Source organism: Pseudomonas sp. MF4836, from assembly GCF_002018875.1.
Taxonomy (GTDB): Bacteria; Pseudomonadota; Gammaproteobacteria; order Pseudomonadales; family Pseudomonadaceae; genus Aquipseudomonas.
Map to the genome: position 1 here is coordinate 495,782 of NZ_MVOL01000001.1, position 14,228 is coordinate 510,009.

Below are 14,228 nucleotides of genomic sequence, written 5' to 3' on the forward strand. Positions count from 1 at the left end.
TTCGGGGTGTCAGTGGGCGAACCATTGCGCCGGAACCGTCACCAGTTCAGGGAAGATCACCAGCAGGAAGAGCACGATGATTTCGGCGATAAGGAACGGGAAGGTGCCCTTGAGCAGGGCCTCGTAGCGCATCTTGCCGATCCCGCACACCACGTTGAGCACCGTGCCCACGGGCGGCGTGATCAGGCCGATGGAGCAATTGATCATGAACAGCACGCCGAAGTAGATCGGGTCGATATTGGCCGCGGTCACCACCGGCACCAGGATCGGCGCCAGGAGCAGGATGGTCGGCGTCAGGTCCATGACCATGGAGATCAGCAGGATCAGCAGCATCAACACCACGATCAGCAGTTTCGGGTTGTCCATGACCGGCTGGATCAGGTCGATGATCTGCCCAGGGATGTCGGCGATGGTGATCATCCAGGCCGGGATCGACGCTGCGGCCACCAGGAACATCACTGCGGCGGTGGTCTTGCCGGCGCGCAACAAAAGCTCGCCGAGGGATTTCAGGCTCAGCTCGCGGTAGATCAGCGACGACACCAGCAGCGCATAGACGCTGGCCACGGCCCCGGCTTCGGTCGGCGTCACCACACCGAAGCGCAGGCCGGCGACGATGATCACCGGCAGCATCAGCGCCCAGGTGCTGTCGACGAAGGCCTTGAGGCGTTCCTTGCCGGAAGCCTTGGGGCTCAGCTCGACATCGTTGTCCCGGCGCGACACCAACCACCAGGCGATCACCAGGGCCACGGCAATCATCAACCCAGGAGCGATCCCCGCGAGGAACAGTTTGGTGATCGACAAGCCGGAAGCCACCCCGAGCACCACGAAGCCGATACTCGGGGGAATGATCGAGCCCAGCACCGAAACCGAGGCGATCAGGCCACCGGAGCGATTGCGGTTGTAGCCCGCGATCACCATCATCGGCAGCAGCAGGGCGGTCAGCGACGCGGCGTCGGCCAGGGCCGAGCCCGAGAGGCTGGACAGCAGCACCCCGGCAAAGATCGTCACGTAGCCCAGGCCGCCGCGCATATGGCCGACCAGGGAAATCGCCAGGTTGATGATGCGCTTGGACAGGCCGCCGCTGTTCATCACTTCGCCGGCGATGATGAACAACGGAATCGCCAGCAACGGAAAGCTGCCCGCCGAGTTGATAATGTTTTGCGCGATGATCTGGCCATCGAACAGCCCCAGCAGCCACATCAGGGCCACGCCGCAGAGAATCAGGGCATAGGCGATGGGCACGCCGATAAGAATGGCGGCCATCAGCACGCCGACAAATACACCGAGGGCCATTACTTGAGCACCCCTTGCATGGTGGTGGAAGGCTGGCGCTCGCCGGCCGGGGTGGCCAGGTGCTTGACCAGTTGGGCTCCGAGCAGAACGCTGCTCAATACCGAAAACACCAGGCCGGCGCCGTAGAACAGGCCCATAGAGATGCCGGTGGAGGGCGCGCCCACATTCAGGTTGATCAGGGTCTGTTTCCAGCTGCCCTGGAGAAACAGCCAGGTGGCGAACAGCATCAGCAGGTAGGTCAGGGTCAGCAGGTGTTTGGCGACCCTGGGCGAGGCGCGGCTGGTCAGGATATCGACCCCGATATGGCCGTTCTCGTGCAGCATCAGCTGGGAGCCGGCGAACACCAGCCAGACGAACGCCAGCCGGGAAATTTCCTCACTGAAGAACAAGCCGGAATTGAAGCCGTAGCGCAGCACTACATTGGTGAAAATCAGCGCCGTGATACACACCAGGCAACCGACGATCAGTGCCTTCAGGGCCAGGAAATAAAGTCTTGTAAGTTCTTTCATGAACCGTGCTCCCCGCTGAGTGGGGAGCGGTTGTGCAACTCGCTGCGGGCCGCTGAAGAACGGTTTTGGCGAATGGGTCGCGCTGCATGAAACTGCAAACAGAGCATAAGTAAGACCACCTTTTATTATTAGTTATACGTCGTCGTATGACCTGGGTAGAGTCTTTATTTATGCGGGGTTCGTGTCAATGAAACTCCCTGTGTTTGCTGAGTCAATGTTCTTATTAGGGCGATAAGGGATGGTAATCAGTGAGCCGGCTTATTGATTTTAAAAAGCGCGAGCGCGGGTTCTAAATACTAAGTTGTGGGACGACATATCAGATTGTTGATAAGGGTTGGCTTTTGTTCTTGGGGCCAGTTTGTGCCGCCGTTTGCCTGCCTCTGGTGCTGCGCCGGGCAAACACCGCAAACTGTGCCCCCGTTAACGCAACAGAGTGCGAGCCTTGATCGAACGACGGCAATTCAGCACAGGCATGAAGGGCAAAAACCTGCGCTACCTGAATGAGCAATCCAGCCAGGGTCAGCGGCCACTGCAGGCGGGGTTTGTGCTGCTCGAGCATTTTTCCCTGCCGGCGTTCACCCAGGCGCTGGACACCATCGTCACCGCCAACCTGCTGCGGCCTAACCTGTTCTGTTCCCGAACCTTTGGTTTGCACGAAGGGGAGGTGGTGAGCGACCTTGGCCTGGTGATCCGGCCGGACGCCCGTCTCGATGGCTCTCAGCTCAAGGACCTCGACCTGCTGGTGGTGTGCGGTGGCTACCGCACCGAACTCAAGGCATCGGACGCGTTCATTCAACTGCTCAAGGCCGCTGCCGAGCAGGGCGTGACCCTGGCCGGGCTGTGGAATGGGGCGTGGTTTCTCGGCCGGGCCGGGCTCCTGGCGGGCTACCGCTGCGCGATCCATCCCGAACATAGGCCGGCATTGGCGGAGTTCTGCAAGGCGACCCAGGTCAGCAGCGAACCCTACGTGATCGACCGCGACCGGCTCACCGCGGCGAGTCCTTCGGGGGCGTTCCATATGGCCCTGGACTGGATCAAGGGCCTGCACGACAAGGCCCTGGTCGAGGGCATCGAAGACATCCTGGCCTTTGAGGAGTCGCGCTACCGACGTATCAAACCGACCGAAAATATCTGCCTCAGCGCGCCCCTGCGCGAGGTGGTCAAGCTGATGGCCGCCAACCTCGAAGAACCCCTGGAACTGGAGCAACTGGCGGTCTACGCCGGCCGCTCACGGCGTCAGCTCGAACGCTTGTTCAAGGAGCAGCTGGGCACCACGCCGCAACGTTATTACCTGGAGTTGCGCATCACCGAAGCTCGCCGCCTGCTGCAACACACCGAACTGTCACAGGTCGATGTGCTGGTGGCCTGCGGCTTTGTCTCGCCCAGCCATTTCAGCAAGTGCTACAGCGCCTACTTCGGCTACCGGCCGTCAAAGGAAGTGCGCCTGGTGAAGTAGGCGTGGCTGAAACCCCGTAGCCGCTGCCGAGTCCGCGAGGCTGCGCTGGCCCAAGCGCCCCCTCTGAAGCCTCAGATAAACCGTGGTTGCGGATAAAACCCCACCCCGCCCGCAGCAGCCTCTACGGCTGGCGGCAATTTTGCGCGGGTGACAACTGCGGCGCCGGCTCGTAGCTGGTCTGCTGCAAGCCATCGGCACCGAGGAAGATGAAGTACTTGGTGCGACAGTCCTTGAACATTGCCGAGTAACCCTCGGCCCTGATGCCCTGGTCCTTGACGGTCTTGGTCACGGTGTTGCTGCGGCTGATCACGGCCAGCACCTGGTCATAACTGTCGCCCATCTTTACCCCCGGCTCGCCGGTGACGGTCATCGACGACGCGCAGCCGCCCAGGCCCAGCATCGCCAGCATCAGCGCCGCCATCCGGCCGCCATGGGCCAGCGTGTTGCAGGTGGGGTGTGTGCCGTTCATTCCCTGTACTCCATCCATCAATCGTTGTCGGCAGCCGTCACACGGCGCGGGTCCGCCCAAGAGGCTCGCAGGCCATCCGACTGACCATTGCCGGGGATGGTTCCGTCGGCCGGGGAGTGGCGCGCGGACGCCAGGTTGGACCCGCCAGGACGGCGGGTCCGGCAGGTGCATCAGAGTTTTGGCAGCTGGCCGATACGGCCCATCATTTCGGTCACGATCTGCAGGTCCAGCAGGAACTGTTCAACCGTCTTGAACTCGTTGTCGTTATGACCGGTGTACTTGACCTCCGGCCGGGCCAGGCCGAATTGCACGCCGTTGGGCAGTTCATGCACCGAGGTAGCGCCGGCGGAAGTGCCGAATTTGTGCTCCATGCCCAGGTTCTCGGTGGCCACGGCCAACAGCGCCTTGACCCATTCACCCTCGGGGTTGCGGTACATCGGCTCGGCGATCGAGTAGTCGAAGGCCACCGCGACCTTGGCCTTCTTGCTCCAGGCGTCGAGTTTGTCGGCGATTTCGCTTTTCAGCACTTGCGGCGACTTGCCTTTTGGCACCCGCAGGTTGACCGCCAGCTGGAAGGCGTTGTCCTTGACCCCGACGTAGGTCAGGGAGGTGGTCAACGGGCCCATGAAGTCGTCGGAGAAACCGACGCCGAGCTTGCCACCCAGGTAATCCAGGCCCCAGTTATCGGCGGCGTAGCGCGCGGCATCGGTGATCTGGTTGTGCTTGAGCGCGACCTTTCCGTCGAGGCTGTTGAGGAAGTCGAGCATCCGCGCCACCGGGTTGACCCCGGATTCGGGTTCGGAGGAGTGGGCGGACACACCGGTGACCGTGAGCTTGACGTTCTTGCCGTCGACCTTGGCGCTGACCTCGAACTTGCCGCCGTTGCCGGCATGGCGCTGGGCGTACTCGCTGCCGGCCTTTTGCAGGCTCGCTGCCAGTTCGGCCGGCTTGTCGGTGACCAGGGTGGCGACCGAGGTCGAAGGGATCTGGTTGGTGGCCAGGCCCCCGGTCAGCGTGGTGATTTCCGCGCCTTTGCCCTGGGCTTTACGCTGCGGGAAATTGGCCATCACCGTGCCGTAGCCTTTCTCGGCGATCACCACCGGGTAGCCGCCGTCCAGCGCCAGGTTGTAGTTGGGCGTGGGATTACGCTCGAAATAGTAGGGGATCGCGTCGCCGGTGGTTTCCTCGGTGGTGTCCACCAGCAGCTTGAAGTTGCGCGCCAGGGGCAGCTTCTCTTCCTTGATCACCTTCATCGCGTAGAGGGTGACGACGATGCCGTTCTTGTCATCCTCGGTGCCGCGGCCATACATGCGGTCGCCCACCAGGGTGACCTTGAACGGGTCGAGGCGGGTGCCGTCCTGCAACACCCAGTTTTCCGGGGTGACCGGCACGACGTCGGCGTGGGCGTGGATACCGACCACTTCATCGCCGCTGCCCTCCAGGGTGATTTCATAGACCCGGCCGTCGACGTTGCGATAGGCAAGGTTGAAGGCCTGGGCCAGGCTTTTGATCTTGTCGGCAATCTTGATGAACTCGGGGTTCTCATGGGCCGGCACGCCGTCGACGCTGAAGGTGGGGATCGCCACCAGTTCGCGCAGGGTGTCGGTGGCGGCCTTGCCGTACTTGATCCGTGTGTACAGGCCCAGCAGGCGATGGATCTCGTTCTGCTGCTCGGCGGACAGCGGCTTGTTATCGAGGAAGGCGCCGATGGTCGAGTCCAGGTGGTCGGTTTTGCCCAGCTCGCTCTTGGCCAGGGCGCCCAGGAACTGCCTGAAATCCGTGGCCGAGGCCTCGTTGAAGTTTTTCAGGATGGCTGCGTTCTGTTGCGGGGTGAGGTTGGCCTGGGCCGAACTGGTGAACAATGACAGGCCCGCCGCCATCAGGGTCGCAGCGGCCAGGTGCTTCAGGGAAAAATCCATGGTGTGAGGCATTCCTTTGCAGAGTGAGGGAAGTATCTGAACTGAAAGTCAGAAAGGTCCACAACCTAACACCACCTGGCAGCGGAACGGGAGTCCCATAAGTGGGATCTGTCGCACATAAATGCAAAAACGGCGCACAGGCGACAAAGCCCGGGGCATTCTCCAGGCGAGGCCTCAGCGCTCGACAACCCTTACTCGACGCTACTGATACTGCTGCTCCTGCCGGATCGGCAGCTCGACGCGAAAGGTGGTGCCGATCCCCAGTTCGCTGCGCACGCTGATCTCGCCACGGTGCTTCTTGATGATGCCGTAGGACAGGGACAAACCCAGGCCCGTACCCTGGCCCACCGGTTTGGTGGTGTAGAAGGGGTCGAAGATTTTCTGCAGGCTGTCCGGCGCTATCCCCGAGCCGGTGTCGCTGACTTCGATCCAGACCCGTTCTCCTTCCACGCCGTTGCTCAGGGTGATGGTGCCCCGTTCCGGGCCCATGGCCTGGGCGGCGTTGACGATCAGGTTCATCAGCACTTGGTTGATCTGCGACGGCAGGCACTCGACCTCCGGCAGCGGTGTGTAGCACTTGACCACGTCGGCCTTGTACTTGATCTCGGTGGCGACGATGTTCAAGGTCGAGTCCAGGCCCTGTTGCAGGTCTGCCCATTGCCATTCCTGGCTGGAGTCCACCCGGGAGAAGTCCTTGAGGTCCTTGACGATCTGGCTGACCCGGCCAATGCCCTCCTTGGACTCCTTGATCAGCAATGGAATGTCCTCCAGGAGAAAGTCCAGCTCGATCGCCGTGCGCAGTTGCACCAGGGACTCCAGCGCCGCCGCCTGGGCGATGGCCTGCTCCCCGTGGCGATAGGCATCGAGCATCTCCTGCAGGCGCCTGAAGTAGTTGTCCAGGGTGCCCAGATTGGAAGAAATGAAGCCGATGGGGTTGTTGATTTCATGGGCCACCCCGGCAGCCAGTTGCCCCAGGGACGCGAGTTTTTCGGATTGCACCAGCTGGCTTTCCAGCAACTTGCGTTCGTCGATCTCCCGTTGCAGTTCGGCGCTGGTCTGTTTGAAGGCCAGGGTGCGTTGCTCCACCCGCTCTTCCAGCTGGCTCATCTGCAGATTGGCGCGGGTGGTCATGTCCCACTTGGTGGTGAGGGTGTTGGCCATTTGCTGGACTTCGATGTTGTCGAAAGGCTTTTTCAGGATCAGCAGGCGGTCGTGGCCGTCCAGGCGATCGAGCAACTCGTCCCAGGAGTAATCGGAGTAGGCGGTGCACACCACCACTTGCAGCAACGGGTCGTGTTTCCACAGTTCCTCGATGGTCTGCGCGCCATCCCAGCCATCGGGCATGCGCATGTCGACAAAGGCCAGGGCGTAGGGCCGCCCGCGGCTCGCGGCATCCAGCAGCTTGGCCAGGCCTTCCTGGCCGCCGTAGGCCGAATCCAGTTCGAACAGGGTGGCGGCGGTCTTCGGCGCGCTGCCGAACAGTGCGCTTTCCATGGCGTCCAGTTCGGCACTGTCACCGGTCTGGGGCGTGAGGATCTTGCGGAAGTCGACGTGGATCGCCGGGGTATCGTCGATCAGCAGGATGCGCCGGTTGATGGGGTTGCTCATGACTCACCTTCGGCGATTTTCAGGGGGATTTGCAGGACGAACAGCGCTCCGGTGCCCGGACCGTCGCTGTAGGCATTCAAGCGGCCGCTCATCTCGATGGCGGCCAGCGCGCAGCTGTGCAGGCCAAAGCCGTGGCCTTCCTTGCGCGTGGTGAAGCCGTGGACAAAGATGCGCGCCATGTTTTCCGGGGTGATGCCTTCGCCTTCATCGCGGACGCTGATCTGCAGGGTCTCGCCGTCGACGATGCCGGTGGCCAGGGTCATGTTGCGCTCGTGGTTGGAGACGTCGGACATGGCGTACTTGGCGTTGCTGATCAGGTTGATCAGGATCAGCAGCAGCCGGTGCTTGTCGCCCATGATGCGCGGGATATCGGCGTACTCCTTGAGCACCGTCACATGGTGCCGGGTGAGGGCGCCGGAATTCATGCGTAGCGCATCTTCCAGCAGCTCGCCGATCGACAGCGGCTCCAGCACGCTGCTGGCCCCGGCGTAGGATTGCTGGGTGGAGACGATGTCCTTGATGTGATCGACGCTCTTGCTCAACTGGGCCAGTTCCTCGGCCATGCCTTGCTGCTCAAGGTCAATGGCCTCCACCAGCTGGTTCAGGTAGCCGGGGAGCAATTTGCCTTTCTCGTCCTCGCTGAGAAAATGCCCCAGGTCCTGGGGGTGCTGGTTGATCAACTGCATCGCCTTGCCCAGGCCCTGGGCCTTGCTGTTACGCAGTTTGCGGGTCACCAGGTCGGCGGAGATGTTCACGCTGTTGAGCACGTTGCCGACATTGTGCAAGACGTTGGTGGCGATCTCCGCCATGCCGGCCTGGCGGGCGCTGTCCAGCAGCTCGCTCTGGGTATCCTTGAGCTCGCGCGTGCGCTCCTCGACCCGCTGTTCGAGTTCGTCGTTGGCCGCCACCAGCGCCCGGTTCATCTGGTTGATCTGGGCAAAGCTGCGCATCAGGCGGACCGCCAGCCAGACCAGGAGCATGACCAGCAGCGCGGAAAACACCAGCAAGTAGAAATGGTAGCGCTGGTCAATGATTTCAGCCTCCTGCTGGTCACGGTTGAGCAGGTTGGTGATGTCGTCCAGGCGCTCGGCGACCGGAACCAATTCGATCTGTTCAAGCAGGCCGTTGACCAGGGGCTGCTCGCGCAGGATCAGGGAAATATGGTTGCTGAGCACATCGATGGAGTCATAAAACTCCGGGGGCAACCGCTCCTTGTTCACTTGCAGTTTGTTCAGCCCCACCAGGATGTCGGCGGCATGCTCGGCAGAGGTGACCTGGGCGAACTCCAGGCTGCTGAGCAACAGGTCGTAGGTGTCGGTGGCGATATTCTGCAGCTGCTCTTTGTCGGTATCGGTGAGTCTTGCCAGTTGGGCCTGGATGTCATCCTCTGCGGTCGGCAGGAAGGCCAGGGAGTTGCGCAGCACGGCATTGTGCGACTTGAACTGCTCCACCAGCCGGGTCTTCTCCTTCATCGCGTCGAGGTACGCATCCTGGGTGGTGCGCCAGGCTGGCGAGGCGTTGCGCCGTTCATGGGAGGCCATGGCGTCGAAGCTTTGCCACAGCTGGGTCATTTTGCTCAAGGGTGAGACCAGCGGGTCGTAGTTGTGACTGATGGCGACCCGGGCCTTGAGGATCTCGTTTTCCCATTGGGCGTTCTGCTGCATGAGCTGGCGGATCAGGTCCCGGGACTCGGTGTAGGAGGCGGTCTGGTCCGATCGCGAATTGACGTACAGAAACAGCAGGATCGACGCCAGCACGGCGGCGACTCCGGCCAGCAGGAAGAGGCTGGTGCGACGGGATACTTTCATAGGGGCTTGCCTTCCCATTCGCCGGTCAGGGTCTTGAGGAACAGGACGATCAGGGCCGTGTCTTCCGCGGAGGGAATACGCCCCAGTTGGTACTTGAACATGATCGCCACGGCGCCCTCGAGGGTCGGTTCCGAACCGTCATGGAAGTAGGGCGCGGTGACCGCGACGTTGCGCAGACTCGGCACCTTGAACACATTGCGGTCATCTTCATCGCCGGTGATGTTGAACCGCCCCAGGTCAGCCACGGTCGGGTTGTCCCGGGCCTTGAAGTAATCGCCGAGCACGCCGAATTTCTGGAACATGTTGCCGCCGATATTCACCCCCTGGTGGCAGGCGATGCAGCCGTAGTCCTGGAAGCGCTGGTAGCCGTACTTTTCCTCCAGGGTCAGGATCGCGGTGTTACCCGCCAGGTACTGGTCGAAGCGCGAGTTGCTGCTCAGCAGGGTCCGTTCATAGTCGGCCAGGGCGTTGCGAATATTGGCCTGGGTCACGGCGTCCGGGTAAGCCTCGGCGAATGCGCGGCCATAGGCCGGGTCGGCGCCGATGCGCTGGACCACGGTGGCCCAGTCACTGCCCATCTCGGAGGGGCTCTGGACCACGACGTGCACCTGTTCTTCCAGGGTTTCGGCGCGGCCGTCCCAGAACTGGCGGAAGTTCAAGCTGGCGTTGAACACGCTCGGCGTGTTGACCGCCACGGGTTTGCCGTCAAACCCCAGGGACAGGGGCTTGTCATCGGCGCCACCATGCTCCAGGCGATGGCAACTGGCGCAGGACAGGCTGTTGTTGACTGAAAGGCGTGGGTCGTTGAACAGCTGGCGTCCCAGTTCGACGTGCTGGCCATTCAGGGCTGGCACCGGCGGCAAGGCCTTGAGGGGGCCCTCGAGCGGCGCTGCCTCGGCTCCGGCCGCGAGCAGCACGCTGGCGCAGAGCAGTGATGGGAGTGACGGCATGGTCGGTATCCTTACCCGGCGGACGTTCATGAACGGCTTGGTTGGGGCTGGCGCGAGGCGTTCAGGAACAGCACGAACGCCTCGGGCTCCACGGCCTTGCTGAAGTAGAAGCCCTGGCCTTCCTCGCACCGGTGGCGCCTGAGAAAGTCCAGTTGCTCGGCCGTCTCGATACCTTCGGCGATGATACGCAGGTTGAGGCTTTTTCCCAGGTCGATGATGCTGCTGACCAACTTGGCGTCGTTGCTGTCGATACTCAGGTCGCGCACGAACGATTGGTCGATCTTCAGCACATCGACCGGAAATTTCTGCAAATAGCTCAGGCTCGAATAGCCGGTTCCGAAGTCATCCACCGCCAGGCGTACCCCGAGCCGCTTGATCGCATGCAGGGTGGTGATGGTGGTGGCGACGTTCTGCATCAGCACGCTTTCGGTGATCTCCAGCTCCAGCTGCGACGGGGCGAGCCCGGTCTCGGCCAGTGTCCGGGTCAGGCGTTCGACGAAGTCGGCCTGGCGGAAATCGATGGCTGAGACATTCACCGACATGCAGATGGGCGGCAGGCCCTGGGCCTGCCAGGCCCGCGACTGGAGGCAGGCGCTGCGCAGCACCCACTGGCTGAGGGCGACGATCAGCCCGCAGTCCTCGGCCACCGGAATGAACACCGCGGGACTGACCAGGCCATGGCCGGGCCGGGCCCAGCGCACCAGGGCTTCGGCGCCGACCACGGCGCCGCTGGCCAGGTCCAGTTTGGGCTGGTAGTGCAGGACCAGCTCCTGGCGTTGCAAGGCCAGGCGCAGCCCGCTTTCCAGGGTTTGCCGGTGCCGGGCGTGGAGGTTCATGTCTTCGATGAAAAAACTGAAGCCGTTGGGGCCGCAGTCCTTGACGTTGCGCATGGCGGTCTCGGCTTTTTTGATCAGGGTCACCGCATCGCAACCATCATCGGGGTAAATGCTGATGCCCAGGCTGGCGGTTACCGTCAGGTCGTGGCCGGCTACCCAGTGCGGGGTGTTGATCGCCGCCAGCAGTTTTTCCGCGACCCCGCGGGTCTGCTGCGGATGGACGATGTCGCTCAGGATCACCACGAACTCGTCCGAACCGTAGCGGAACACCGAGTCGGACTCGCGCAGCGCCTGCGCGAGGCTCTGGGCGACGAGCTTGAGCATTTCATCCCCGGCGGGATGGCCGAGGGCATTGTTGATCCGCTTGAAGCGGTCCAGGCCGATGAACATCACGGCAATCTGCCGGTCATGGCGCCGGGACTGGGACAAGTACTGGGTCAGGCGATCACCCAGCAAGGTACTGTTGGGCAATTCGGTGAGCAGGTCGTAGTGCAGCAGGCGGGACACGCTCAGCAGTTCCTGGACCCGTTGCTCGATGGTGTGCTCCAGGTCGCGCATCTTGATCGCGGCATCTTGTGCCAGTTGCCATTTCCAGGTGAGGGCACTGGCCATCTGGCGGATTTCCAGGCTGTCGAAAGGCTTTTTCAGGATCAGCAATTGATCGCCGAATTCAATGCGCTCGGCCATGGCCTCCCAGGAGTAGTCGGAGAACGCGGTGCACAAGGCAATCTGCAGGTGAGGGTCGGTTTTCCAGAGCTGCTCGATCGTTTGCAGGCCGTCCCAACCGTGCGGCATGCGCATGTCGATAAAGGCCAGGGCGTAGGGCCGACCTTCGGCCAGGGCCTGCTTGACCCGTTCCACGCCTTCTTCGCCCTGATAGGCGGAATCGAGCTGGAAGTGTGATTGGGGAATGCGCGTGGTGCCGAACAGCAGCGCCTCGGTACTGCTCAGCGGACCTTCATCGTCGGGGCAGAGGATCTTGCGAAAGTCCAGGTGGATGGCCGGCGTGTCGTCGATGATCAGGATCCGTCGGTTGGCGGTTGCATAAGCAGGGTTCATTTGAGCGTCTCCGACGTTGGGTCCGCAGCCTCGACGGCGGACGTGGCCTTGAGCAGTTCACCTGCCTGTTCGCTGTCCACCGCCCGTGCCGGGACGTGCCCCAGTGGCACACCGCTGGACAGCAGGGTGATGCGCTGCTCCTGGGTTTCCACCCCTTCGGCGGTGACGCCGATCCCGGCCTCGCTGGCAAAGTTGAGGATTGCGCGCAGGGTCATGGCGTTGTCCGGGTCGCTGCTGGCACTGTCGAGCAGGCGCTGGGCGAGCTTGAGGTGGCTGACCCGGTAGGTTTTCAGGTAGTCGAACGATGAATACTCGGTGCCGAAGTCGTCGATGGCGATCTTCACGCCCAGTTCGCACAGCCGGGGCAGTATGTCGTTGTGGGTCCACTTGGTCTGGGCCAGCGTGCCCTCGGTGACGTCGAATCGCAGGTCCCAGGGGCACAGGTTCCAGCGCGCGGTAGTCCGCAGTACCTGGTAAATCAGCTCCGAACCGGTCTTGAGCTGGACCAGGGACAGGTGGATCGCAATCAGCGGCGGCGCCAGGTCCTGGTCGCGCCATGCCCGCATCTGCCGACAGGCCTGGTCCAGTATCCAGTGGCCCAGGGGGATGATGATCCCGGTCTTTTCCGCCACCGCCATGAACTCCGAGGCTTCGAGCCAGCCGCGCTGGGGGTGGAGCCAGCGTACCTGGGCGGCCATGCTGAGGATTTTGCCGGTGCCGAGATCGACTTCGGGCAGGTACTGCAAATGCAGTTCGTCGCGCTCCAGGGCCAGTTTCAACTGATTGGCCAGGGCCACGCGTTGGGTGACTTCCTGGTTGATGTCCTCGCTGTGGAAGTGGAACTGGTTGCGGCCCTTGTCCTTGGAGCGATACAGCGCCATGTCCGACTGTGCCATGAGCCCGTCGGCGCTGAGGGTATGGGGGCTGTAGAGGCTGATGCCGATGCTGGCCGAGATACGCGCCTCGTTGCCGTCCAGGAAATAGGGGAGCGCCAGGCTATCGAGGATCTTCGCCGCCAGGCTCGCGCATTGGGTGGCTTCCTCGACCTCCAGCTGCAGGATCGCGAATTCATCGCCGCCCAGGCGCGCCACCACGTCGTTTTCCCGGGTGCAGGACTTCAGGCGCCGGGCCACCTCCTGCAACAACAGGTCGCCCGCGGGATGACCCAGGGTGTCGTTGATGCGCTTGAAGTGGTCCAGGTCCAGGTAAAACATCGCGAAGGGCGCCGCGCCGCGTCGGGCCGCGGCAAACGCCTGGTGCAGGCGTTCGACCAGGGTCGGCCGGTTGGCCAGCCCGGTCAGGCCGTCCGTGTGGGCCAGCAGGGCGATTTTATCTTCGGCCAGGCGGCGCTCGGTGATGTCGAGGATGATGCCTTCCACCTCGAGCAACTGGCCCAGATTGTTGCGCACCGGGATGTAGCGGTTTTCCACCCAGCGAAAGCTACCGTCACCGGTGAGCATGCGAAATTCGATGGAGGCGCCGCAGACGTCCCGGTCCAGGGCGCGGAGCATGGCCAGCTCGACCTTGGCCCGGTCGTCGGCGTGGATCAGCGCCTGGGCCCAGTCGGGGGACGCCACCAGCTGCGCCGCCACATGCCCGAACTTGGTGATGTTGTGGGAGATGTACATCAGTGTGAATGAAGGCTCGCCCCGCAGCCGATAGAGAATCGTGGGGCTGTTCTGGACGATGATGTTGGCGTCGGCCAGCTCTCGGGTACGCTCCTCGACCGCTTGTTGCAACTGGTCCAGTTTCAACTCTGCGGCTTCGGTCATCTGCCATTTGACGGTCAGGGTACTGGCCATCTGCCGGATTTCGATGGCATCGAAGGGTTTTTTCAGGATCAGCAGGCGGTCGCCCAGCTCCAGGCGCTCGGCAATGTCTTCCCAGGAATAGTCGGAATACGCCGTGCACAGGGCAATTTGCAGCTTGGGGTCGGCCTGCCACAGCCGCGAGATGGTTTCCAGCCCGTCCCAGCCGGGTGGCATGCGCATGTCGATAAAGGCCATGGCATAAGGCTGGTCGCAGTCCAGCGCCGCCTGCACTTTTTCCAACGCCTCCTGGCCCTGGAAGGCCGAGTCGAGGGTAAAGGCTTCTGCCGCAACGCTGAGGGGGGAGCCGAACAGCGCGGCTTCGGCGCTGCCCAGGGGGTCTTCGGCGGGGGTGCCGGGGGCCAGGATCTTGCGAAAGTCCTGATGGATCGCGGCGGTGTCGTCGACGATCAGGATTCGCCGGTTGCGGCGATCCGTCAGCGCCGTCATTGCCAGGTTCCAGCCCAATGCAGCGACCTTGGGTTTAGGCTCATCGGGCTTCCTTTCGTGTCT

Annotated in this window: 10 protein-coding genes; 1 reads left to right on the forward strand and 9 read right to left on the reverse strand. The window is 62.6% G+C overall.

The window, feature by feature from the left end; all coding sequences use genetic code 11:
- Positions 1–9: 9 nt before the first annotated feature.
- Together MF4836_RS02290 and MF4836_RS02295 are read right to left on the reverse strand one after the other, a co-directional pair.
- Positions 10–1,293 carry a TRAP transporter large permease subunit gene (locus MF4836_RS02290; RefSeq protein ID WP_020296292.1) on the reverse strand — a complete coding sequence of 428 codons (1,284 nt, stop codon included), beginning with the start codon at positions 1,291–1,293 and terminating at the stop codon, positions 10–12.
- Entirely contained in the window at positions 1,293–1,802 is a 510-nt protein-coding gene (locus tag MF4836_RS02295; RefSeq protein ID WP_078468909.1) for a TRAP transporter small permease, read from the reverse strand. Before MF4836_RS02295 ends, MF4836_RS02290 begins: the two co-directional genes overlap by 1 nt.
- 472 nt (positions 1,803–2,274) lie before the next feature.
- Here MF4836_RS02295 and MF4836_RS02300 point away from each other — a divergent pair, with 472 nt between their 5' ends.
- Complete coding sequence (locus tag MF4836_RS02300) at positions 2,275–3,258, forward strand: GlxA family transcriptional regulator (protein ID WP_078468910.1); 984 nt, start codon at positions 2,275–2,277, stop codon at positions 3,256–3,258.
- 121 nt (positions 3,259–3,379) lie between these two features.
- Here MF4836_RS02300 and MF4836_RS02305 read toward each other — a convergent pair whose 3' ends face one another.
- From MF4836_RS02305 to MF4836_RS02335, 7 genes are all read right to left on the reverse strand, one after another.
- Positions 3,380–3,727 carry a hypothetical protein gene (locus tag MF4836_RS02305; protein ID WP_078468911.1) on the reverse strand — a complete coding sequence of 116 codons (348 nt, stop codon included), beginning with the start codon at positions 3,725–3,727 and terminating at the stop codon, positions 3,380–3,382.
- Between the two features lie 170 nt (positions 3,728–3,897).
- Positions 3,898–5,646, reverse strand: coding sequence for a dipeptidase (locus MF4836_RS02310; RefSeq protein ID WP_078468912.1), 1,749 nt, complete (start codon positions 5,644–5,646; stop codon positions 3,898–3,900).
- Positions 5,647–5,847: 201 nt separating this feature from the next.
- The gene (locus MF4836_RS02315; RefSeq protein ID WP_078468913.1) at positions 5,848–7,254 is read right to left on the reverse strand and encodes an ATP-binding protein; all 1,407 of its coding nucleotides are present in this window, start codon (positions 7,252–7,254) and stop codon (positions 5,848–5,850) included.
- Positions 7,251–9,062, reverse strand: coding sequence for a DAHL domain-containing protein (locus tag MF4836_RS02320; RefSeq protein WP_078468914.1), 1,812 nt, complete (start codon positions 9,060–9,062; stop codon positions 7,251–7,253). Before MF4836_RS02320 ends, MF4836_RS02315 begins: the two co-directional genes overlap by 4 nt.
- Complete coding sequence (locus MF4836_RS02325) at positions 9,059–10,012, reverse strand: cytochrome-c peroxidase (RefSeq protein WP_078468915.1); 954 nt, start codon at positions 10,010–10,012, stop codon at positions 9,059–9,061. The genes MF4836_RS02320 and MF4836_RS02325 overlap by 4 nt, the downstream gene beginning before the upstream one ends.
- A gap of 26 nt (positions 10,013–10,038) precedes the next feature.
- Positions 10,039–11,907, reverse strand: a complete 1,869-nt coding sequence (locus MF4836_RS02330) for a GGDEF and EAL domain-containing protein (protein WP_078468916.1) — start codon at positions 11,905–11,907, stop codon at positions 10,039–10,041.
- A complete protein-coding gene (locus MF4836_RS02335; protein WP_078468917.1) occupies positions 11,904–14,165 on the reverse strand; it encodes a GGDEF/EAL domain-containing response regulator in 2,262 nt (753 codons plus the stop codon). Before MF4836_RS02335 ends, MF4836_RS02330 begins: the two co-directional genes overlap by 4 nt.
- Positions 14,166–14,228: the final 63 nt, after the last annotated feature.

Coding starts and splice junctions, on each gene's coding strand:
- MF4836_RS02290 (WP_020296292.1), bottom strand. CDS start 1,293: ATGGCCCTCGGTGTATTTGTCGGCGTGCTGATGGCCGCCATTCTTATC.
- MF4836_RS02295 (WP_078468909.1), bottom strand. CDS start 1,802: ATGAAAGAACTTACAAGACTTTATTTCCTGGCCCTGAAGGCACTGATC.
- MF4836_RS02300 (WP_078468910.1), top strand. CDS start 2,275: ATGAAGGGCAAAAACCTGCGCTACCTGAATGAGCAATCCAGCCAGGGT.
- MF4836_RS02305 (WP_078468911.1), bottom strand. CDS start 3,727: ATGAACGGCACACACCCCACCTGCAACACGCTGGCCCATGGCGGCCGG.
- MF4836_RS02310 (WP_078468912.1), bottom strand. CDS start 5,646: ATGGATTTTTCCCTGAAGCACCTGGCCGCTGCGACCCTGATGGCGGCG.
- MF4836_RS02315 (WP_078468913.1), bottom strand. CDS start 7,254: ATGAGCAACCCCATCAACCGGCGCATCCTGCTGATCGACGATACCCCG.
- MF4836_RS02320 (WP_078468914.1), bottom strand. CDS start 9,062: ATGAAAGTATCCCGTCGCACCAGCCTCTTCCTGCTGGCCGGAGTCGCC.
- MF4836_RS02325 (WP_078468915.1), bottom strand. CDS start 10,012: ATGCCGTCACTCCCATCACTGCTCTGCGCCAGCGTGCTGCTCGCGGCC.
- MF4836_RS02330 (WP_078468916.1), bottom strand. CDS start 11,907: ATGAACCCTGCTTATGCAACCGCCAACCGACGGATCCTGATCATCGAC.
- MF4836_RS02335 (WP_078468917.1), bottom strand. CDS start 14,165: ATGACGGCGCTGACGGATCGCCGCAACCGGCGAATCCTGATCGTCGAC.